Origin of the sequence: Embleya sp. NPDC056575 (assembly GCF_042793325.1) — a bacterium.
Lineage (GTDB): Bacteria > Actinomycetota > Actinomycetes > Streptomycetales > Streptomycetaceae > Embleya.
Genome location: NZ_JBHTVA010000006.1, coordinates 43,861 through 64,158, shown reverse-complemented (window position 1 = coordinate 64,158; position 20,298 = coordinate 43,861). Strand labels below are relative to the sequence as shown.

Sequence of the window (20,298 nt, the reverse complement as noted above, 5' to 3'; positions counted from 1 at the left end):
GTCGTGATGCGGTGTGGCTGTGCTGCCCTCTCCCGTGGGTGGCTGTGGTCACCGACCCCGGACGGTCATCCGCTGGAGGTTGTAAGCGAAGACCCTGAGTCCAGCCCAGGTCTGCGCGCCCGCGAGGCCGCGGAGGCGGGTTCGACGCCACCCGAAGGTGCGCTTGAGGTGGCTGGTCCGTGCTTCGATACCGACTCTCCGGTTCCGCATCCGGCGGAAGGAGCGGGTTCGTTCGTGTTCGCGTCGGGCCTTTCCGGGGGGTCCGGTGCGTTGCAGGCCGACGGCGCGCGGTCGCTGGCGGCGGTGCCGGCCGCGGTCGGCGACGACGGTTTCGGGCGGGTTCCCGAGGTCGACGCGGTGGTCGACGACGAAGCCGTGTTCGCCCTCGGTGATCAAGGCGGTGTGGCCGAATTGGGTGGGGTACCGCGGTTTGCCCTTTCGGATCGGATGGGCGCCGGGGTCCGCCGGGGAGACCGTCCGGTTCGGGGATCCGGTTGCCGGCGAGCCGCTGGGCGGTCTGCGCGAGCAGCCGCCGAACGGCGGCCGTGATCGCGGCGAGTTCGTCGGCCAGGCGCCGAAGTCGCCCCGAAACCCGGGCGGGCAAGGCGCGTCGGGCGTTGCGCTCCACGTCCGTGGCCTGCTTGAGCGCGGCGCGGGCGGTGGCGGCGATCTCGCCGGTGAGCCGGTCGATTCCGCCGAACTCCTGCCCGGTGCGGCGTCGCAGGGTGCGCGATATCTGCTTGAGCCGGGCCCCGGCCGCGGCGCCTGTGGCCCGGACCCTGCGCACTGCTCGGCGGCGAAGTCGTCGAGCACAGACAGCGCAACGTTGGCCAACAGCGCTGACAGGATGCCTCCTTGCGGTGTTCCGGAGGTGGTCTCGTTCCGTTCGCCGAGCTCGGTCATGCTCCCGGCTTTGAGGAACGCCTTCACCAGCGCCGGCACCCGCTTGCTCTTCACCCGCGCTCGGACGCGGTCCATCAGGGCCGCGTGGTCGATGCGGTCGAAGCACGCCTCGACGTCCGCGTCCGGCACCCAGCGGTACCCCTGGGAGCCGAACAGGTGGATCTCGGCGATCGCGTCGTGTGCGCGCCGGTTGGGCCGGAACCCGTTCGAGCATGGACGGAAGTCCCCCTCGAAGACGGGCTCCAGGACCAGCTTCAGCGCGGCCCGCACCCCCCGTGTCGGCGTACGAATCTATGGGCTCTGACACGAAAATGGTGAAGTCCCCGTGCAAGTCGGGCGGTTGCGATGGGATCGAAGCGGATGGTGAGGCCGAGGCGGTTGGCTTCCTTGGTCATGCGGCGCATGGCACGTTCGGGGTTGCGGCGGGCAAGGTAGTCGGCGCCGAGTTCGCGGTACAGGGGTGTGGTCGTTCAGGACGTGCCAGATCGCAATCGCGATCTTGTGCATGACGGCGACCAGGGCGCGTTTCCCGCCCCGACGGGCGGAGATGCGCGGGACCGTCACCATCCCGGACGCACCGGCCCAGGCCAGGAACGGCGCGTCGCTCGGGTCGGTCTTGCGGCGGCGAATGCCCTTGAGGTGGGCGGGGTTGACCAGCATCAGGTTCAGGTGCGGTTGCAGCAGGTAGTACAGCCCGCGCCAGTAGTCGGACGTGACCTCCATGACCACCACCTCGACCCGACGTTCGACGAGCCACGCCAGCAGGCGCCGCAACTCGGCCCGGGTGGTGCCGAACCTCTCCGTCTCCAGACTCCAGGTCCCGGTCCGCGCCGGATTCGGGGTCCGCGCGCAGGCCAGGAGGAGGCGCTTGCCCAGGTCCACGCCCGCAGACCGCAGATGGATGACCTCGTCCTTTCACGGAAACTCGTTTGCCAGGATGGCGATGGGGGTCAGCCCGGGGGGTCACGGTTTGTCGCCATGGCGGCGTTCCCGCGACAGCACCGCGCGGGGACCGGGACGCGGTGGTCCAGGGGATCACCACACCACCCCCTACAACTCCGGCGTCAACGAAGGCCGCTGCCGCACCATGGTCCACTCCCGACACACGAGTGAAAGAGCGGACGCCCCGGAGGGGTCAAGGGAAGACTCGGAATCTGACACGCGTGCTCCCGGCGGCGAGGGTCCCGACGAGCAACCCCGCCCGCCTCGTACGCCAGGCCGCGATCACCGCCATCGTGGACGGCACCGAACGCATCACCACAACCAGCCTCGATCGGATCCGCATCGACCACCTCGCCGAAACACACCATCACCCGCGGATCACCCGGCCACGCACACCCGGACGGTAGACCGCCACCCCGCCCCTGCGACCAGGGCAAAAGCCGGCGACCAGCACAAACACGGCCCGGGCCTTCAGACACGCGGGGCTATGTGCAACACACCCGGGCATTCTCAACCAACCTGCAACACCCCGACCCACACCACCAAACACCACCCTCGGAACCACACCGGGCTGCTGCGGCAGACCCCATCGGGCGGCAACTATCGCCACGTGCGAGCGGCGCCGCGTCGATCTCCGCGTCGAACGCGGCGCGCGCAGCGTCATCGGGAAGCCCGGCTCTGATCCCTCCCAAGCTCCCCGGGAGTTCGACCAGCTCGCCACCGATGTGGGTGATCAGTACCGGGTCGCCGCGCTCGGCCATGATGTTGTCCTCTCCGGTTCGGGTCGCCGCCCACCGGTGTGCGCTTCCACCTCGAGGCGTGGCAGTGACGCACGGCGGCGTGCTGGGGGCTCGACGGTGGCAATGGAAACCCACCGCAGGTCAGGGGCGGTCTACCTGTCCGAATCGGTGGTGGGGAACAACATCGGGGCGCCGAGGTCGACGAGCACCGTGGTCCTCCCGGTCGACATCGGCGGGTTCGGCGGGCGCGAAATCGACGAGCGTGAGCGGGTCGAGTTGGCGTGGGCCGTCCGCGTCGGGTGCCTCGGCCGCCGGGGTCCTCGAACTGCGGCAGGAGATGGGGCCGCCGGTGAGGCGGCGGGCTTGGCCGGGGTCGTCCCGGGGGCGACACGCCGTCCCGATGTGCCGCTACTCCCGGGCTCGGGCCGGGAGTAGGACGGCGGGCCGCCTGGGAGTTCGAGGGGTTTTCGGCGATGCGGCTTCCGTTCTTGGCCACCCCAGGGTTGGTACGGCTCGCGGGCTGGGACACGCGTTGGGCCTGTGTCACGAACCGGGACGGTACGCCTCGATCGTGTGGGGACGGCGCAAGGATGTGCGAGTCGGGCCGACGGCCGTCGACGAGGTTGCGATGGTGGGTTGGGTTCGCGGAGCGTGAGGGCGCGCGGTGCCTTGCCGCTGCCTCGCGCTCCGCGCGTGGATGTGTGGGTCGCGGTCAGCAGTTGCAGCCGCCATGGGTGGAAGGTTCGGGTGTGCCGTGGTCGTCGGGGTGGTCGTGGCACGGCGGTTTCGGCTCGGTCGGCTTCGTGGTGTCGTCGGGGTGGTCGTGGCAGGTCGGTTTCGGCTCGGTCGGTTTCGCGGTGTCGTCGACGGTGACGTCGACGCCGGTGGCGGCGTTGGCGGTGGTCAGGACGAGCGGGCCGAAGACGCGGTCGTCGGGCAGGAGGTAGCCGTCCGGGGCGCGGGTCTCTTCCCAGTAGTAGGTGCCGACGGGGACGTTGCGGGTGCAGGTGCCGTCCGTGCCGGTGACGCAGGGCTCGCCGATGGCGGTGTCGGGGTCGGTGCCGGTGGTCTGGAGTCCGGGGATGTCGTTGGTCTCCTCCCAGAGTTGGAAGGTGGCACCCGAGAGCGAGGCTTGGGTGTCGGCATCCCGCTTGAGGACCGTCACGTTACCGGTGACGCCGACGCAGGGCACCCAGGTGAGGGTGACCTCGCCGTTGCCCTGACGGGCTCCGGTGGTGAACACGGCGCTCGCGGGGCCGCTGCTGGAGCCTCCGCCGCCGCCCGCGCCGCTGTTGGAGGAGGTGGGGGACGCGGCCCCGCCGCCGCCTCCGGTGGCTCCCGCACCTCCGCCGCCGCCCGCGCCGCCGTGGGGGTCGAGGATGCTGTTCCCGCCCGCGCCTCCGACCGGTCCGACGGCCGGGCTGCCGTTCTCGCCGTTGGGGTCGGTGTGGGGTGCGTTGACGCCGCCCTGCCCGCCCTCGCCGCCGGGCCTGCCGGGCCTGCCCTCGTCGTCCCCGGGGAGCCCCTGACCCGGCTCGCCCGCCTTGCCGGCGTTCCCGCCGCCGATGGCGGTGGCGAAGAACGACGCGCCGCCTCCTCCGCCGCCACCCGCCACGATCAGGGGTGTCATACCGTTGCCGACCGTGGTCCGGCCCCCGCCGCCGCCCGCGGCGATACCGGAAATCTGGCCGTTCGCGATGTAGGCGCCGCCCAGGCCGCCCCCGTTGTAGCCGCCCTGGGCACGTGCCGGGTCGCTGTCGTCCCCGGAGTGCCCGGCGCCGCCCACGTTCACCGTGAGGACCTCTCCGGGCGTCACGCCGAACGACGCCGACACCTCCGCCCCCCGGCCGCCCGCCACGCCGTACTGGCCGTCGCCTCCGGCGGCCCCGAACGCGTCCACGGTCACCGTGCACACGTTGTCGGGGACCGTGACCTGTTCGGGTGCCCCGGTGAAGGTGAAGGTCTGCGGAGCCTGCCGCGCAGTGGGGGCGGCGGCCGCCGGAGAGGCGGCCGGGAACACGGCCGACGTCGACAGCCCGGCGGCCAGCACCACGCCCGCGAATGAAAGATAACGTCTCATATGGGAAGAATCAGACGCGGGGGCGAGCGGCGCTCGGTGGGGATCGGCCAAGCAGCCGAACGATGGTCGTGGTCGGCCGTGGCGTGATCGTCGGCAGGTGATCGACGGGGTGTTGTGGCGGTTGCGGACCGGTGCCCCCTGTGGCGGGACGTTCCGGCGCGGTACGGGCCCGGGCCCTCATGGACTGGTAACGGGCAACCCCGGTCGCGGACGTCGAGGCCGCGCACACCACTTCACCAACCTCCCCACCACCGACTCCCCGAATCCCGCCCCGCTATGAGGTCGGGTTCGTAGGGGTGGGGCACATCGGGTACAGCCTCGCGAGAAGCGAGACGGCTGTTCGCCAGTCCTGGGATCGGTCGTGACGAGCTCGCACGCGCAATGTTCACGAGAAGTGGCCCCGCCCCGTCCGCGGCACCGCCGGGCCGCGCGGGAAAAGTCGCGCGCGGGCGCGGCGCGGGAGACGCTCGCACAGAGGGCTCCGTCCGCCGGAGGGCGGCGCACGCCGGGGTCCCGGGGAGCCCGAGCCGGTCATCGAGCCGTGCGGAGGTGTTCTGTGATGGCCGAGATCCGCCTGGCGGACGTGTTCGCGATCGACCGGCAGGGTTTCAACCTGCGCCGGGGCGTCTCCGTCCTGCTGGTGATGCTGCTCCCGTTGATCGTCCTGGGTGCGCTCGGCAAGGAGAAGTACTTCGTCGGCGTCGCGCTCGGTGCGCTGTTCACCGGCCTGTGCGACCCCGGCGGGCGTTACGGCTACCGGGCACCGCGGCTGGCCGTCGTCACCGGCGCGGGCACGCTGCTCACCGCGTTCGGCTACTGGCTCGGCGCTCAGGCGTGGGGGTGGGTGATGCTGGGAGCGTTCGCGGTCACGCTGGTCGCCGGTCTCGCGGTGAAGTACGGCAAGCACCGGTTCACCGCCGCGCTTCTGCTCAACGTCTGGTTCCTCATCGCGGTGGCGCTGCCCGACGGCTACGCCGCCGACCACGTGCACACCGGCGCCTGGCCGCAGGCCCTGGCCTGGGCGGTCGGCTCGGCGATGATGATCGGGTGGATCGGCGTCATGTGGCCGGCGACCGGCCGCTCCGACCGGAAGCAGACCGGCGCGGAACTGCTGCCCGGCGACACGACACCCGTGCCGCTGTCCCGGCAGGTCGTCCTGTACTGCGTGATCCGCGCCGTCGCGGTGGCCGCAGCCGTGGCGATCGCGTTCGGGTTCAGCCTCCCCAACGCCGACTGGATGCCGGTCGCCGCGCTCATCGCGATGAAGCCGAGCCTGCGGCAGTCGACCGTGACCGCGCTACAGCGCCTGACCGGCGCGGTGATCGGCGCGGTGGTGGCGTCGGTGTTCCTGTTGGCCGTTGACAACAAGATCGCGCTCGGCGTGGTTGTCGTGATCGTGGGCGGGCTCGCGGGCGCGGTCCGCGCCGTGAGCTACACCTGGTACGTCGCGGCGGTCGCGGCGACGGTGCTGATCGCGGAGGGCATGCCGCACCCGGCCGGCCTCGCGGAGGAGGCCCGGCGTGTGGGATTCACGTTCGTGGGCGTCGGGATCGCGGTGCTGGTGACGTACCTGGCAACGATGGCGGCAAAGCGCCGGGCGGGCGCCGCCCGTCCGCGGCCGTCGGCGTCGACCGGCGCGGGCGGGTGACCGGGTCCTCGGGGCTGCGGCCCGCCGGCACCGTGGTGGCGCGCGGCCGCCGGGCCCACGTCACCAGCGCGTCGGCTCCGTCCGTGCGGCACGTGTCTCCTCGGTGCGTTCCGGGAGCAGCAGCACGGCGCCGGCGAGGAAGCACACGGCGCCGATCAGGGTCGTCGCGTTGGCCCCGGCCGCGTTGTGGACCCGGCCGGTGACCGGGTCCACGTACCCGGCGACGGCCGCGACCCCGAACGCGACCGACCCGACCAGGTTGGCCAGGGTGATCCACCATGCCCAGGACGCGGGCCGCCACGCCGCCCAGCCGTGGCACGCCTCGTACCAGGCCAGGACGCTGGAGACGAGGAAGCAGACCGACCCGATCGCGTCGGGCCTCCACACGTGCTGGTGGGCGGTCGCGGCGGACAGGTTGGCGCTCATCGCGACACCGGTGCTGACGTTGAAGTACAGGGTGCCGACCAGTTGGACCGCGGTGGCCCACCAGTCGATCCGCCCCGGCTGCCACACCAGGACGCTCCCGTGCGCCGGATACTCCGCCGGCGGGGCGGCGTCGACGGCCTCCCGGTAGGCGAGGAAGGACGCCGAGGTGAAGAACAGCGACCCGACGAAGTAGGTCACGGTGTCCCAGCGCGCCCCGACCGCGTCGGAGTAGGCGGGAATCGACCCGACCGCGAACAGCACCGACCCGACGGCGAACAGCACCGCGATCCACCAGCCGCGGGCGTGCGGCGCCCACCACGTCGACCCGGTGGCCTGCCGCTGGTGCTTGCGGTGCCGCCGCGACCCCCACCGCACCACCACCCCGTGCGGGCCCACATGGTCGACGAACGTCACGGCCGCGCCGGCGCCCCGGCGGTGGTGGTGGTCGTGTCGGCGGTGCGTGCGCATCAGGTCCTCGTCGCCTCGGCTCACGGTTCGGCCCCGTCGGCCCCCGTGTTCCCGTCGACGCTGTCGGCGACACCGCGGCCCGTGCTGTCGCCGGTGTCGGTCCTGGACTGCCGGCCTCGGCGCACCGCTTCGACGATGACCTTCACAGCCAGGCTGAGGATGATCAGGTCGGCGACCATCTGCGCGGTGACCACCAGCCGCGCCGTCTCGGTCTTCGCGGTGATGTCCCCGAACCCCACGGTGGAGAAGACGGTGACGGTGAAGTAGAGCGCGTCGCTGTGCGACAGGGGCTCGCCGAAGCCGGCGGGCGACAGTGCGGCCAACGCGACGTAGGTGGCCGCGAACAGCAGCAGGAAGAACGGCACGCAGGTCGACAGCGCCTCGACGGCCCGCAGCAGCGGGTGCGGGGCGTGGATGATGGAACGGACCTGGAACACGACCAGTGCCACGAAGCCCGCCAAGCCGATCAGGAGCACGGTGACCACGGTCGGCTGGGAAACGTGGTCCAGCGGCAGCACGTAGTACACCGCCACCAGCACGGCGACCGAACCGACCACCCGCACGGCGCTCCACGTAAGCCTGCGCGAGGACGGCCGCCGCTTGGCGGCAGCATGCCCCGCCGCGCCGGCGCCCGTGCCGGCCGTCACGACGACCGCCGCAGGAGTTTCCCGACACCCGCCCGGAGCGACGGGCCGTGGTCGTGCCACACCATGCCGGTGGCCGCACCCAGGAGGATGACCACGCCGATCGCGATGAAGAACGACATGAGGGCGAACACCACCCCGATCGGCCCGTACTTGTGGTCGTAGTCGGTGACCATGCCGGAGAAGATGAAGTGGAAGACGACCAGCATGCCGATCCAGTACAGGCCGGTGGAGACCGCGCACGGCACGAGCCGGCGCCAGTGAACCCGGCCGCCCAGCAACAGCCACATGGTCACCCACCAGAAGGCCATGATTCCGGGGATGTTGACCAGCCACCACACGACCGGCGCGGCCTCGTGGAACGCCTTGCCCACCGAGGTGCCGAGCGCGAACCAGCCCGCCGCGATGACCAGCCAGGCCCCTGCCCGCAGCCGGTCCCGCCATCCCCCCGGACGCACGTCGAACACCAGCTGGTACACCCGCTGGAGGCTCGCCGCCGCGGCGATCCCGGCAAGGATGAAGAACACCCACGACAGCCCGGTGACCGCCGCACTGGTCGCTGCCGAGGACGTGAACAGGTCGTCGAAATCGGCGGCCGCCTGCCCGCTCAGCCCCAGCCTCTCCGCCAGCGCCGACACCGCCGACCGCCCGGCCAGCGCGGTCGCGACCAGCATGAACGGGACGGCGCACAGCAGCAGCGTCGCCGCCAGCAAGGTTGCCTGGTTGAGGAAGTCCACCCTGTCCAGGTGCCGCCACAGGTTCTCGGCCCAGGACCCGGAGTATTTCGTCTTTCCCCACGCGGCCGCGCGCCGGGCCCTGAGGACGCTCGCCCGGTCGGCTGTGCGCCGCCGTTTCCGCCCACCGTTCGCGGCGTCCCGGGCCCTTTCCGCGTGCCCGTCGCGCGGATCTTCCGGGGGCCTGTCCGTCGCCCGCATGCTGACTGATCCTTCCGGCGATGACCACCCCGGAACGGCGGTCAGCGGGAACCCCGCGCATGGCAACGACACGCACGGATCGGGGTCGCGGTCTCCCCTCTACCGTCGCACGGCGTACCGGGACCGGACACTCCAGACGCCTGTCGCCGCGAACCCCGCGCGGGGCGTCCACCACGCGGCTGGGCACTCCGGACCGCGGTACGGCGGCATCTGGGACACGATCCACCACCTGGGCCTCGACCCCGGCAGGTATGTCCCCACCTTCGACAGCCTGCAGTGGCAGGGCACCGACGAGGAAGCGGACGACAACAGGCGTGGCACGTGGCACGTGTTCCACCTCGCAGTCCGCGCCGTCGTGCGGACGGATCGGCAGCCTCATCCGCCAAGCCGCCGGCAGCGGGCCTCGTCGTTCGTGGGTCGGCGCGGGCCGGCGCGGCCGGCGGTCCCGGCATGGGTGGGGTTATGACATCGGGTCCCGGGTCACCGGCCCTTGAAAGAGTCGGGCCATGGAGGTGAACCGGGCGAGGCAGCCGGAGGAACGTCTCCTTTCGCGCCTCGGAGCAGGCTCCGACCGGTGCGGCCACACGGAGGAACGACGCGCGTGCCCTTTCCCGATGAGCCGGCGCCTGTCACGCCTCGCCGCCCACGTGGGTGACGCGGTCGTCGCCGACGCGCCGCTGCACGTCTTTCAGCAGGAGGTGAAGCAGTTCCGTCAACTGCTGCCGCTGGTCGGGAGTGAGTCCTCCGATCAACTCGGCTTCGCGCAGGAGCACTTGGTCCACGGTGGCCTCGACCAGATCGTGCCCGGCCGCGGTCAGGGCGACCTGGACGGTACGGGGGCGCCCGGTGCCGGGATGCCGGGTCACCAGGCCCTCCCGTTCGGCGCGGGCCACCCGTTGGGAAATGGCCCCGGCCGTGACCAGGGCGCGTCGCCCGAGCTCGCGGGTGCTCAGGATGTACGGAGGACCGCTGCGGCGCAGGACGCTGAGCAGGTCGAGAGTCGCGGAGTCCACCCCGGCGGTTGCCAGCACCCTGCGCCGGTCGTCGCCGAAGAGCTTGGCGAGTTGCCAGACGGGGGTGACGATACCGATCGAGTCGGCCGGAGTGCCGGGGCGCTCGCGCTCCCACGCCGCGGCGATGTCCCGCGCGGAATCGCGCCCGGCGCCGCCGTCGCCGTTCGTCGCATGGGGTTCCTTTGCCACGGCCCACTCCCACCTGTATGTTTAGACCTAAATTTAGATCTCAATAGAGGAGAATCGGGAGTCAGCATATGACACGCACCATCATGGTCAGCGGCGGCGGAACGGGCATCGGCCGAGCGACCGCCCGGCTCTTCGCGGAGCAGGGCGAGAGGGTGATCGTCACCGGTCGCCGCCCCGGTCCGCTCCGGGAACTTGCGGCGGAGTCCGGCGTCCGCGCGCTGGTGTGTGACCACACCGACCCCCGGGCGCTCGACACTCTCCTGTCCGATCTGCCGGACCGGATCGACGTCCTCGTGAACAACGCAGGCGGGAATACCGACTTCGACACCGATGAAGCCACGGACCTGGCCGCGTACGCCCAGGACTTCCGCGCCAACCTGGACGCGAACCTGGTGAGTGCCGCACTGACCACGAAAGCGCTGCACGACCGGCTCGCCCCCGACGGCACGGTCGTCCACATCGGCTCGATCGCCGCCGACCAGGGAGCCGGCTCCTACGGGGCCGCCAAGGCGGGGCTCGCCGCCTGGAACCTGGACCTGGCCCGCGAGCTGGGCCCACGTGGCATCACCACGAACATCGTCTCGCCCGGCTACATCGCCGACACGGAGTTCTTCCGCGACCGGCTCCCAGAAGCCCGCCGCACCGCCCTCGTCGCGGCCACCGCGACAGGCCGCGCCGGCAGCCCTGCGGACGTCGCCGCCGCGGTTGCCTTCCTCGCCTCCCCCGGGGCCCGCCACATCACGGGCCAGGTGCTGCACGTCAACGGAGGCGCACACGGGACCCGCTGACCGGAGCGGGACACAAGAGGAGAACACGCGGGCACCGTCCCCACCCGCCCGACGGTGGTCACCCGGGCGGAGGTCGGTTACCCGCGTCGGGTGGGTGGGGACGGGCGGCAGCGCCCCACGCCGAGCGTCGGTTCCCGGTGCTTGAGGAACACGAATCCGCCGATTACCGCGCCTACCGCGTACTGAAGGCGAACATCGTGGCCGCCACAGGAACCCCGGCCCCGCAGGGGCCGATGCGGAAGCGCGAGCAGCTGCTTGCGCTTGGGCTGACCCCGCCCGCGACGGTCGACGCGGGGCCGTGCCGGGGGGCCTCCGCGGGAGCGAGCGTGGGCGATGGCGGTGGGTGCGGCGGCGGCGTACCGGGCCCGGGTCGGGCACCTGGAAGTGCCGGGCGGACACGTCGAATCGGTGGTGGCGTTCGACGGATGGCCCGAGGACGTCAGGTTGGGAATTTGGGTGACTGCCACCAGGAGCAGGCGGGCGAAGCTCTCGGCCGAACGCAGCGCCGAGACTGACGCGTCGGGGATGCGCTGGACGTGGGCCGGCCGTGGGATCGGGGTGTGTTCGAGGACGGCGGGGCAGGCTGCGCCCGGGGGACGAGCAATGGGTGTGGGCGGGGCGTGGGCGTGTGGGGTGAGGTGATGGTGGGCCGTGGTGCTGGGGAGTCTGCTCTGTGATGTGCGCGAAACATCGCCGCCGGCTGACCCGACATGGCCTGTCCCGGTAACACGCGACACCGACACCGCCGGTGACGGCCTCGCACGGCCCGGCCCGGGTACGCATCCCGCGTACCCGGGCCGCGTGGTGGCCGGCGCCGGTGTGTCAGGCGGAGAGGGTCTTGTGGAGGGCGTCGAGGCCGTCGGCGTAGATGCCGGTGAACAGGTCGACGACTTCCTGGTCGGTGGCGCCCTTGGGGTGGAATCGGCCGGACCACTGGACCTCGGCGACGTCGTCGCGGCCGGGGACGGTGTGGACGCGGATGGTGGAGACGTAGCCGTCGTCGACCGGGAACGGGGCTTGGAGGATGGCGTAGCTGTACTGGTGCTCGGTCTCGTTGAAGTCGACGAGGCGTTCGATGATCACGTCGCCGTCGGAGTTCTTCAGCCGGCGTACCCGGCCGCCCTCGGCGGCGACGCTCTCGGGGATGTAGGGGAGCCAGTCGGGCAGGGCGTCGAAGCCGCCGATGAGGCTCCAGACTTTTTCGGGCGAGGCGGGGACGGTGCGGGAGACGGAGGTGGAGGCCATGGTGTTTCTCCTGGATTGTGGTGTCGGGTGAAGGGTTCGGGGTGGTTCGGGTGGGGTGGGGTCAGGCGCCGTCGGGGAGGGGGGCGGCGGGGCTGACGAGTCCTGCGGCGCGCAGGTCGTGCCAGAACGCGGCCGGGATCTTCTCGTCGAGGGCGGCGATGTCCTCGGCGATGCGGCTGGGCTTGGTGGCGCCGGGGACGGCGGCGGCTGAGACGGGGTGGGCGAGGGAGAACTGGAGGGCGGCGGCCTTGATGCCGATGCCGTGCTTGGCGGTGAGTTCCTTGATCCTGCCGACGCGCTCGATGATCTCCGGCGGGGCTTCCTGGTACTCGAAGTGGGCGCCGCCGGCGAGGATGCCGGAGCTGTAGGGGCCGCCGACGACCATGCCGACGCCCTGCTCCTGGGCCATGGGCAGCAGGCGCTGGAGGGCGTGTTCGTGGTCGAGGAGGGTGTAGCGGCCGGCGAGGAGGAAGCCGTCGGGCTGCGGTTCGTCGAGGGCGAGGGTGAGTTCGATGGGTTCGGTCTTGTTGACGCCCAGGCCCCATGCCTTGATGACGCCCTCGTCGCGCAGGCGGGACAGGACGCGGAAGGCGCCGGTGCGGGCCTCCTCGAATTTGCCGATCCACTGGTCGCCGTGGAAGTCCTGGGCGATGTCGTGGACCCAGACGATGTCGAGTCGGTCGACGCCCAGGCGCTTGAGGCTGCCCTCGATGGAGCGTTCGGTGGCGTCGGCGGTCCACTCGTGGACGATCCTGTTGGGGTTGCCGTGCTCGAAGATGCCGCCCTTCTCGCCGAAGTCGGGGGCGGCGGTCTCGTGCTCGTCGAGGATGACGCGACCGACCTTGGTCGACAGGACGTACTCGTCGCGGGGCTTGGTGGACAGGACCCGGCCCAGGCGCTCCTCGGAGAGGCCGGCGCCGTAGAAGGGGGCGGTGTCGTAGTAGCGGACGCCCTGGTCCCAGGCGGCCTCGACGGTGGCGCGGGCCTCCTCGTCGGGGATCGCGCGGAACATGTTGCCGAGCGGGGCGGTGCCGAAGCCGAGACGGCCGGGAAGGATTTCCTTGAGCGACATGATGGTGCCTTTTCGATCGGTGGTGCCGGGATGCGACCGCGTCCCGGCATGGGGTGGGGGCGTGAGGGGGCGGATGCCTCCGTGGGGCCGGAGTCCGCGACCCGAATAGATGCAGAAGCTATCTACAAGCCAAGACAATAGTTGCAGACGCTTTGTATTGCAAGCGCGGGTCGCGCGCCGGGGATCCGAGGTGGGCCACCGAGCCCGAAGCACGACCCTTCCCTCGGACAACCTCACCGCCCTCCGAGTGGGCCCGCAAGCCGGGGCGTCCGCACGACGAGCACCTCGCTCGCCGCCGACGACGATCCCCGTGGACGCCGGGAGCGACCCGCCGTGGGCAGGGGGGCAGCCCTGCGGGCGTGTCGGGCGCCCGCCTCGGCCGGGGCCGTTCGAGTCCCCCGGAGCGGGGCGCCGGTTCACCGGCCGGCGTACCGGCCCGGCCGGGGGTCGGATGGGATACGAGCACCCCGCCGGTGATCCGACCGACTCCGGACGGGACACCGTTTACTTGCACAAGCCTTATGAGGGCTTCAGACGGTATTTGCATGAATGGCGTATTCTGGAGGTCGGCCGCGTCCCGAAGGAGCCCCACCCATGACCACCACGGACCCCGCGCTCACCGCCCTCGCCAACGGATGGGCGGCCCTGTCCCTCCTGCACGACAGGATCGAGACGCACATCGAGCGCGCCCTGCAGTCCCGGCACGACCTCAGCGTGCGGGAGTACTCGCTGCTCGACGTCCTCAGCCGCCAGCACGACGGCGAAGGCGGTCACCTGCAGATGAGACAGGTCGCCGACGCCGTCGTACTCAGCCAGAGCGCGACCACCCGCCTGGTCAACCGACTGGAGGAGCGCGGCCTGCTGTCCCGGTACCTGTGCCCGACCGATCGGCGCGGCATCTACACCGACGTCACCGACAACGGCCTCGGGCTCCTGGAGCAGGCGCGGCCCACGAACGACGCAGCCCTCCGGGAAGCGCTCGACGACGCGGCCACGAACCCGGAACTGGCGTCGCTCGTCACGGCCGTGGAAGCGGTGAAGGCCCCGCGCTGACCCGCCCACTCTCCTTCGTACGGCCCCCGCCCGGTCCGCGCCATCGACGCGGATCGGGGAAGCCGTCCTTCCACTCGCCTCAAAGCCCGGATTGCGCATCCCGTCGCGCGGCCGGATCGTGAGGCTATGCCGAGCCACCCCGGGGCCCGAAACGGCGTGCCGACGTGAGCGGCGCGCCGTCGGCCGGTCCGCGCCGCATGGTCTCCCCGCTGGAATTGTTCTTCGACCTGGTCTTCGTCTTCGCCGTCGGCCAACTCGCGCACCACCTGCACGCGGAACTGTCCTGGCGCGGCGCCGCCGAGACCGCGGTGATGCTGATCGCCGTCCTGAGCACCTGGGCCCTGACCAGTTTCGACGCCACCTTCCTGGACGTCGAGCGCCCCCGCACCCGGCGGCTTGTACTGGTGGTGATGGGTCTGGGCCTGTTCATGAACGCCCAGATCCCGCACGCCTTCACGGGCCGGCCGTGGGCCTTCGCGCTCCCGCTGGTGACCATCCTGCTGCTGGTGGACGTCACGGCCGCGGCATGGGCCCCGACCCCGCTCCTGCGCCGGCACTACCGCCGGGTGACGGTCTGGGCCGCCGTCTCCGTCCCCCTGTGGCTGACCGGGGCGGCCACGGACCACGGGCCACGCCTCGCCTGGTGGGCCGCGGCCGCCGCCGTCGACATGACCGGCGTCTGGCTGGCCCATCCCCTGCCCCGCAACGTCCTGTCCTCCCGGGACCTGGTCTTCGACGCCGAGCACATGGTGGAACGGATCCGGCTGTTCATCATCCTCCAACTCGGCGAGACCGTCCTGACCATCGGCACGGCGATCTCCGCCGCCCCGGTCGACGCCGCGACGGTGACGACCGGCCTGGGAATGTTCGTCGCCGTGGTGTGCCTGTGCGCCAGCTACTTCAGAGGAGGCGAGGACATCCTGGCCCGACACGTCGCCACCACGGCCGACACCCTGTTGCCGGTCCGCCACGCCGTCAGCGGCCAGTACCCCACCCTCGCCGGCCTCGTCCTCCTCGCGGTGGGCGCCGAACTCGCCATCGACCACCCCACCGGCCACGGCAACACCGAACTCGGCCTCCTCCTGTTCGGCGGCACCATCCTCTACGTGATCACCCAGGCCTGGTGGTACTACACCTCCACCCGCCAGGCCTGGGGCGCCCGACTCCTGGCATGCCTCGCCTGCGCCGCCGCCGGCATCGCGGCCGTGCGACTCCCGCCCCTGGCCTCCGTGCTGATCCTCGACCTGATCCTGGTCACGCTCGTCCTCACCCTCACCCGAGTGCACCGGAGAGTACTCACGACCATGACCACGCCCGGCGCGCGCGAGGACGGCCCCGCCTTCTAGACGATCGGGTGGGACGGCGGTCGGACGGCCCGGGCCCGAACGTCGTGCACCGCGCAACGCCGATCGGGCAACGGTGACCCGGCAGCGGCCCGGACGGGACGGGCATGACCGGAACCTCTCCACGGCCGCGATGGGGTACGTGAGATCCACTCGAACGGGTTCCGCGGGCGTCACCCGAGTCTTGCGGTGGGTGACGCATGCGTTAGCCACGCAGGTCGACGGCAGGTTTCCGGTGTCGATCACTCTCGGAGTCGCGGCCCTTGGTGTGGAGTTCCCTGGCGGGCGGTGGTGAGCGCGTCGGGCAGGCTGCGGCAGGGTCGAGGGACGCTCGGGTGGTCGGCGTCGCCCTCGACGCGCAGCCGGCGCACCACCGTCTCCAGGCGTTGGGGCAGGCGGGGTCGGTCGCCGCGCTCACACTGGGCCCGGATGGTCTCGCGGGCGTCGGCGGGCAGGAGCGGGCGGTCGTCCTCGGTGGGTGTGAACGGCGGGGGTGGGGTGGCCCGGGTGAGGGCGGACAGCACCCGGGCCTGGTCGAGCCAGTAGTCGGCGTCGCGGGCCTCGCCGCGGCTGCGGTGTTTCAGGTACAGGCACCACGCGGCATGGTGGCTGCCTGCGCCGGCGGCGAACCGCCACCAGAACATCGCCCCCTCGTCCCGGCCGGACACGTGCAACAGGCAGGCGAACACCAGCGCGCCGCGCGGGTCGATCAGCCGGTGGTCGTTGACCAGGCCGCCGAGGCGGACTGCGGCCCCGGGCGAGGTGAGCACCAGGACGTCGGTGACCGCGAGTTGGCGGGCGGCGCGCTCGTGCCGGGGCAGCGCCGGCCGGTCGCGGGCGGGGGCGGGACGGACACACACCGGCCGCCGAGCGGCCGATCCGCAAGCCGTCGCGTGTAGGCGTCGTGCACCCTGTCGACCTCACACTCACGCCCGGGGCAACGCGCCGTCGGGCGCCCGCGGTGCGTGTCGACCCGCATCGCGGCACCGACGACCCGGCCCCGTCCACCACCAGGTCCTCGACCTCCGGCCATACCAGCCCCCGGAACCCTCCGACGTCCTCCATGCGAACGACGTTGAATGCCCAACTCCACTTGGGGCAACGGTTGTTCGGAGGTGACCGCGACATGAGCGTCACAGCCCGGTCGGCCGACCGGGGACGGGACACCTTCGTGTCCGTTGCGGCCGGCTTCGGGGTGCTGGGCGGATTCAGCGGGCCGTCGGAGCCGGCGGCGTGACCGCCTCGCGCAGCTCGTCGGCGGCCTGGGTGATGAGCCGGGAGAGGGAGGCGTCCGGGTCGGTCAGCCAGCGAGCCGTGGCGCGCCGGTGGATCGCCAGCACCACGTCGATGACGAAGCGTGCCTTGCCGGGCTCGACGCCGCGGCGCTCCAGCGCCCGCGCCAGCGCGTCGGCGATGTCGGCGAGCTTGATCAGATCGCGCTCGGCCAGTGCCGGATTGGCGGCGATCACTCTGACGCGGCGCAGCAGCAACTCGCGCGGGCGAAAGGTCTCCTCGGCGGTTCTCAGCGCGGTCAGCAGCGCCTCGATCGGCGGGAGGTCGGGGTCGGTTTCCTCGAACCGGGCGACGAGGTGGGTTTCGAGTTCGTTGCCGGCGAAGAGGACTTCCCGTTTGTCGGGGAAGTAGCGGTAGAAGGAGCGCTCCTTCAGCCCGGCGGCTTCCGCGATCTGCGCGACCGTGGTGCGCTCGAAGCCCTGCGTCTCGAACAGCTCGAGCGCCGCGCGCTCCAGCCGGCCCTGTGCGTCGGATTCCCATCTCGGCATGCCCACCAGGTTACGACAACAGAAGCTGTTGTCGGCTGATATGTTGATGACAACAGATGCTGTTATCACTTGGGAGATCGTCATGAGGGCTCTTCAATTCGACCGGTTCGGTTCCCCGGACGTGATCGTGCTCCGCGACGTTCCACAGCCGGAGCCGGGTCCCGGTCAGATCCGGATCGCCGTGCGGGCGTGCGGGCTGACACCGGCCGACTGGCACGTGGTCGACGGTCTCCTCGCCGACCATCTGCCGCCGCTGCCGCGCGGGCTCGGCTTGGAGGTCGCGGGCACCGTCGACGCGCTCGGCAAGGGCGTGACCGGTGTCCGGATCGGGGACCGCGTGTTCGGCCCGGCCACGTTCCACGGCCCGACGGCCGGCGCCGCCGAGTACGCGCTGATGCCGGCCTGGGCACGCATCCCCGAAGGTGTCACCGACGAGCAGGCCGCCGCGCTGCCGATGGCGGCCGAGACGGCGTGGCGCGCGCTCGACGACCTCGGCGTCCGGCCGGGTGAGCTGCTGCTCGTCCACGGCGCGGGTACCACCGTGGGTGAGGCGGCGGTGCGCCTCGCCCTGCACCGGGGTATTCGGGTGATCGCCACCGCCGGGCCGACTCGGGCCGCGGCCTTGGAAGGGATCGGCGCCCGGGTGACCGCCTACGGCGAGGGCATGGCCGAACGCGTCGGTGCACTGGCCGCAGGCCCCGTCGACCGCGCTCTGGACACGTCGCCGACCGGGGGCCGGATAGACCGCGCCGACCGGCCCAGCCCGGCCGGCGGCTCGCTGCCGACCCTGATCGAGCTGACCGGGGATCCCGACCGTGTCCTCACCCTCTCGGACTTCGCCGCCGCGGCCGAGCTGGGTGTCCGGATCACCACCGAGATCCGCTACGACCGGATGGACGAGTTCGCCCGGCTCGCCGGCGAAGGCGTCCTGGTCGTACCGGTCGCCCATACCTACACGCTCGACAGGATCCGGGAAGCGGCCGAGCTCAGCCGGTCCCGCCGACCCGGCGGCAAGCTCATGCTCGTCCTGTGATCGCCCTGCCGGCCCGGCAAAGCGAGACCACCTCGACGAGGAGCGGGGCCAGGCCCCTCCGTGTCCAAGCGCCAAGCGGCCGGCGTGAGCGGAACCGACGTCGTGCGCACAACCGTTGAGCATTCGCGAAGGTGACGAACGACATCGCGGGGCCATCGCACGGACCGTTGTCCGACGGACACGGCATCTCGTACGCTCCGCAGGCCGACCCTTTTCGGGGCGGTGACAACCGCACAGTTCGCAATCCAGGGGAAGCCGGTCGAAATCCGGCGCTGACCCGCAACCGTAGGCGGTGGCCGTGAGGCCGCCGCGAGTCGGAATGCCTGGATTCGTACGAGTAGAAGGCTCCAGCCGCCGTGGACTGCACGCTGAAGCCCGGACTTCACGTCCGGCGATGTCTCGTCGGCGGGATACCCGGGGCAGTTCCCGGAGGATCACCGCTCGGCCCGGTCGGCATCGAACCCGCCGCTCGTGCCGACGCCCGTCGCACGAAGGGAATCCGCACGTGAAGATTCGTGGCAACAAGGCTCGAACAGGTCGGTTGATCGGGGCGCTCGTGCTGCTCGTGCTGCCCGCCACCGCCCAGATCACCGTGAATGCCCCGGCCGCCTACGCCATCGACCCCACCAAGGGCTCCGCCGGCGTCTGCCCCAACGCCGACGGGGTGACCGTGATCGTCGACTTCCAGGAACTCGGCGGGGCGACGCTCACCCGCTGCGCGCCCGGCGACCAGGCCACCGGGCTCGCCGCACTCAAGAACGCGGGCTTCCAGATCCAGGGCACCAACCGCTGGGGGGAGGCGTTCATCTGCCGGATCGAGGGCAAGCCGGGCGTCGACACCGAACCGTGCGTCAACACCCCTCCGGCGTCCGCGTATTGGTCCTACTGGCACGCGCCGAACAACGGCACCTGGACCTACAGCTCGTGGGGCGCGAGCGCCCGCAAACCCCCGCTGGGCAGCTTCGAGGGCTGGTCGTTCTCCAAGGACAAGACGGACACCACCAATCCGCCCCCGCGCGTGGCCCCGACGCGCCCATAGCGTCGGCCCGATCCCGCCGGACACACCGGACACACCGGGGGCGAACTCGACGTGCCCGCTGCCGCGTTCGTTCCGCGAGGTGCCCCCACGGGGTACTCCTCTCGGCACGAACGCGGCAGCGGTCGCGCACGGCGGATCGGTGAACAGCAGTGGGCCCGAGTCGGGTCCGGGAAGCGACGGCCGGTAGGTGTCCGCCCCCGGTGGATGTGCCCGCGAATCCGAAGACCTGCCACTGCCCGTGCGCTGTCGCAGCGCGCGGAGAGCTCGGGGACACCGCCCGACAGGTCGTGCTCGCCCTGCGAAGCGAGGTGAACGATGCTGAAGCGACCGGGAGTTCGGTGATCCAGGTGGACGAGCCGGTGCTGCGCGAGACGCTGCCGCTGCGGGCCGTGGACCACGCCTCGTACCTGGACTGGGCCACCGAGGCGTTCCGGCTGAGCACGTCCGGCGTGCGCGCGGACACCCGGATCCACCCCCACATCCACTCCCCGCGCTGGTGGCGGCGTCTTGGTCGTGGCCCGGCATCGCAAGGGTGCCCGCGACGTCGTTGAGCATCGGGTGGGTGGTGGGTCGGTCGGTACCACCGCCCGGCCGTGGGCGGTTCGGCGATGCACCACGAACCAGTACTCGGCCGCCGAACCTGCGACCCGCCTTCCCGTTGGCTGACGTCCACTATCGTGACGAACGGCACGAGGGATTCCGCACTCGTCCTGTTGTCCGACGGTCGGAATATTCCGTATGCTCCGCACGCCGAGTCGTATCGGCATCAAAACTTCATGGTTCGAAACCCAGGGGAAGCCGGTCGAAATCCGGCGCTGACCCGCAACCGTAGGCGGTGGCCGTAAGGCCGCCGCGAGTCGGAATACCTGGGTACGTACGAATTTTGCCGGCTCCAGCTGTCGTGGACTACACGCTGAGGCCCGGATCGCCCGACCGGCGTCGTGTCGTCGGCGAGC

General features: G+C 71.5%; 16 protein-coding genes, 5 pseudogenes and 2 riboswitches. Of the genes and pseudogenes, 9 read left to right on the top strand and 12 right to left on the bottom strand.

Features of this window, described 5'->3' with window-relative positions:
* Positions 1-48: 48 nt before the first annotated feature.
* The 4 genes and pseudogenes from ACFRCG_RS06325 to ACFRCG_RS06310 all read right to left on the bottom strand — a co-directional run.
* Positions 49-793: pseudogene (locus ACFRCG_RS06325) on the bottom strand (transposase); the annotation flags it as partial.
* 56 nt (positions 794-849) lie between these two features.
* Positions 850-1,173, bottom strand: a pseudogene (locus ACFRCG_RS06320) (reverse transcriptase domain-containing protein); the annotation flags it as partial.
* Between the two features lie 21 nt (positions 1,174-1,194).
* Positions 1,195-1,785 carry a transposase gene (locus ACFRCG_RS06315; protein WP_380029344.1) on the bottom strand — a complete coding sequence of 197 codons (591 nt, stop codon included), beginning with the start codon at positions 1,783-1,785 and terminating at the stop codon, positions 1,195-1,197.
* A 1,512-nt stretch (positions 1,786-3,297) separates the two neighbouring features.
* Entirely contained in the window at positions 3,298-4,665 is a 1,368-nt protein-coding gene (locus ACFRCG_RS06310) for a prealbumin-like fold domain-containing protein (RefSeq protein WP_380029342.1), read from the bottom strand.
* A gap of 61 nt (positions 4,666-4,726) precedes the next feature.
* Between ACFRCG_RS06310 and ACFRCG_RS06305 the strand changes: the two are divergent.
* Together ACFRCG_RS06305 and ACFRCG_RS06300 are read left to right on the top strand one after the other, a co-directional pair.
* Positions 4,727-4,836 (top strand): annotated as a pseudogene (locus ACFRCG_RS06305) (transposase); the annotation flags it as partial.
* 388 nt (positions 4,837-5,224) lie between these two features.
* Positions 5,225-6,313 (top strand): FUSC family protein, encoded by a 1,089-nt coding sequence (locus ACFRCG_RS06300; protein ID WP_380029340.1) that lies wholly within the window; start codon positions 5,225-5,227, stop codon positions 6,311-6,313.
* Between the two features lie 60 nt (positions 6,314-6,373).
* Here ACFRCG_RS06300 and ACFRCG_RS06295 read toward each other — a convergent pair whose 3' ends face one another.
* The 4 genes from ACFRCG_RS06295 to ACFRCG_RS06280 all read right to left on the bottom strand — a co-directional run bounded on the left by ACFRCG_RS06295 (position 6,374) and on the right by ACFRCG_RS06280 (position 9,988).
* On the bottom strand, positions 6,374-7,231 hold the full coding sequence (locus tag ACFRCG_RS06295; protein WP_380029338.1) for a hypothetical protein: 858 nt from the start codon (positions 7,229-7,231) through the stop codon (positions 6,374-6,376).
* Complete coding sequence (locus ACFRCG_RS06290) at positions 7,228-7,854, bottom strand: potassium channel family protein (protein WP_380029336.1); 627 nt, start codon at positions 7,852-7,854, stop codon at positions 7,228-7,230. Before ACFRCG_RS06290 ends, ACFRCG_RS06295 begins: the two co-directional genes overlap by 4 nt.
* Entirely contained in the window at positions 7,851-8,786 is a 936-nt protein-coding gene (locus ACFRCG_RS06285; RefSeq protein ID WP_380029333.1) for a YhjD/YihY/BrkB family envelope integrity protein, read from the bottom strand. Before ACFRCG_RS06285 ends, ACFRCG_RS06290 begins: the two co-directional genes overlap by 4 nt.
* Positions 8,787-9,415: 629 nt before the next feature.
* On the bottom strand, positions 9,416-9,988 hold the full coding sequence (locus ACFRCG_RS06280) for a MarR family winged helix-turn-helix transcriptional regulator (RefSeq protein ID WP_380029330.1): 573 nt from the start codon (positions 9,986-9,988) through the stop codon (positions 9,416-9,418).
* A gap of 68 nt (positions 9,989-10,056) precedes the next feature.
* On the opposite strand from ACFRCG_RS06280, the gene ACFRCG_RS06275 reads away from it, so the two are divergent.
* Positions 10,057-10,776 carry an SDR family NAD(P)-dependent oxidoreductase gene (locus ACFRCG_RS06275; RefSeq protein ID WP_380029328.1) on the top strand — a complete coding sequence of 240 codons (720 nt, stop codon included), beginning with the start codon at positions 10,057-10,059 and terminating at the stop codon, positions 10,774-10,776.
* A gap of 330 nt (positions 10,777-11,106) precedes the next feature.
* A pseudogene (locus tag ACFRCG_RS06270) lies at positions 11,107-11,418 on the top strand (helicase associated domain-containing protein); the annotation flags it as partial.
* Between the two features lie 180 nt (positions 11,419-11,598).
* Here the strand turns inward: ACFRCG_RS06270 and ACFRCG_RS06265 are convergent.
* Complete coding sequence (locus ACFRCG_RS06265) at positions 11,599-12,021, bottom strand: SRPBCC family protein (protein WP_380029325.1); 423 nt, start codon at positions 12,019-12,021, stop codon at positions 11,599-11,601.
* 61 nt (positions 12,022-12,082) lie between these two features.
* On the bottom strand, positions 12,083-13,093 hold the full coding sequence (locus ACFRCG_RS06260) for an aldo/keto reductase (RefSeq protein ID WP_380029323.1): 1,011 nt from the start codon (positions 13,091-13,093) through the stop codon (positions 12,083-12,085).
* 594 nt (positions 13,094-13,687) lie between these two features.
* Here ACFRCG_RS06260 and ACFRCG_RS06255 point away from each other — a divergent pair.
* Positions 13,688-14,146, top strand: a complete 459-nt coding sequence (locus ACFRCG_RS06255) for a MarR family winged helix-turn-helix transcriptional regulator (protein ID WP_380029320.1) — start codon at positions 13,688-13,690, stop codon at positions 14,144-14,146.
* Between the two features lie 164 nt (positions 14,147-14,310).
* Positions 14,311-15,492 carry a low temperature requirement protein A gene (locus ACFRCG_RS06250; protein ID WP_380029318.1) on the top strand — a complete coding sequence of 394 codons (1,182 nt, stop codon included), beginning with the start codon at positions 14,311-14,313 and terminating at the stop codon, positions 15,490-15,492.
* Between the two features lie 239 nt (positions 15,493-15,731).
* On the opposite strand, the gene ACFRCG_RS06245 is transcribed toward ACFRCG_RS06250, so the two are convergent.
* Both ACFRCG_RS06245 and ACFRCG_RS06240 read right to left on the bottom strand, forming a co-directional pair.
* Complete coding sequence (locus ACFRCG_RS06245) at positions 15,732-16,349, bottom strand: hypothetical protein (protein WP_380029315.1); 618 nt, start codon at positions 16,347-16,349, stop codon at positions 15,732-15,734.
* 348 nt (positions 16,350-16,697) lie between these two features.
* On the bottom strand, positions 16,698-17,270 hold the full coding sequence (locus ACFRCG_RS06240; RefSeq protein ID WP_380029312.1) for a TetR/AcrR family transcriptional regulator: 573 nt from the start codon (positions 17,268-17,270) through the stop codon (positions 16,698-16,700).
* A gap of 82 nt (positions 17,271-17,352) precedes the next feature.
* Between ACFRCG_RS06240 and ACFRCG_RS06235 the strand changes: the two genes are divergently transcribed.
* From ACFRCG_RS06235 to ACFRCG_RS06225, 3 genes and pseudogenes are all read left to right on the top strand, one after another.
* Entirely contained in the window at positions 17,353-18,303 is a 951-nt protein-coding gene (locus tag ACFRCG_RS06235) for an NADP-dependent oxidoreductase (protein ID WP_380029310.1), read from the top strand.
* 249 nt (positions 18,304-18,552) lie between these two features.
* Positions 18,553-18,627: riboswitch (cobalamin riboswitch) on the top strand.
* 181 nt (positions 18,628-18,808) lie between these two features.
* Complete coding sequence (locus ACFRCG_RS06230; protein ID WP_380029307.1) at positions 18,809-19,342, top strand: flagellar hook-length control protein FliK; 534 nt, start codon at positions 18,809-18,811, stop codon at positions 19,340-19,342.
* 149 nt (positions 19,343-19,491) lie between these two features.
* Positions 19,492-19,824: pseudogene (locus ACFRCG_RS06225) on the top strand (5-methyltetrahydropteroyltriglutamate--homocysteine S-methyltransferase); the annotation flags it as partial.
* 310 nt (positions 19,825-20,134) lie between these two features.
* Positions 20,135-20,209: riboswitch (cobalamin riboswitch) on the top strand.
* Positions 20,210-20,298 lie beyond the last annotated feature (89 nt).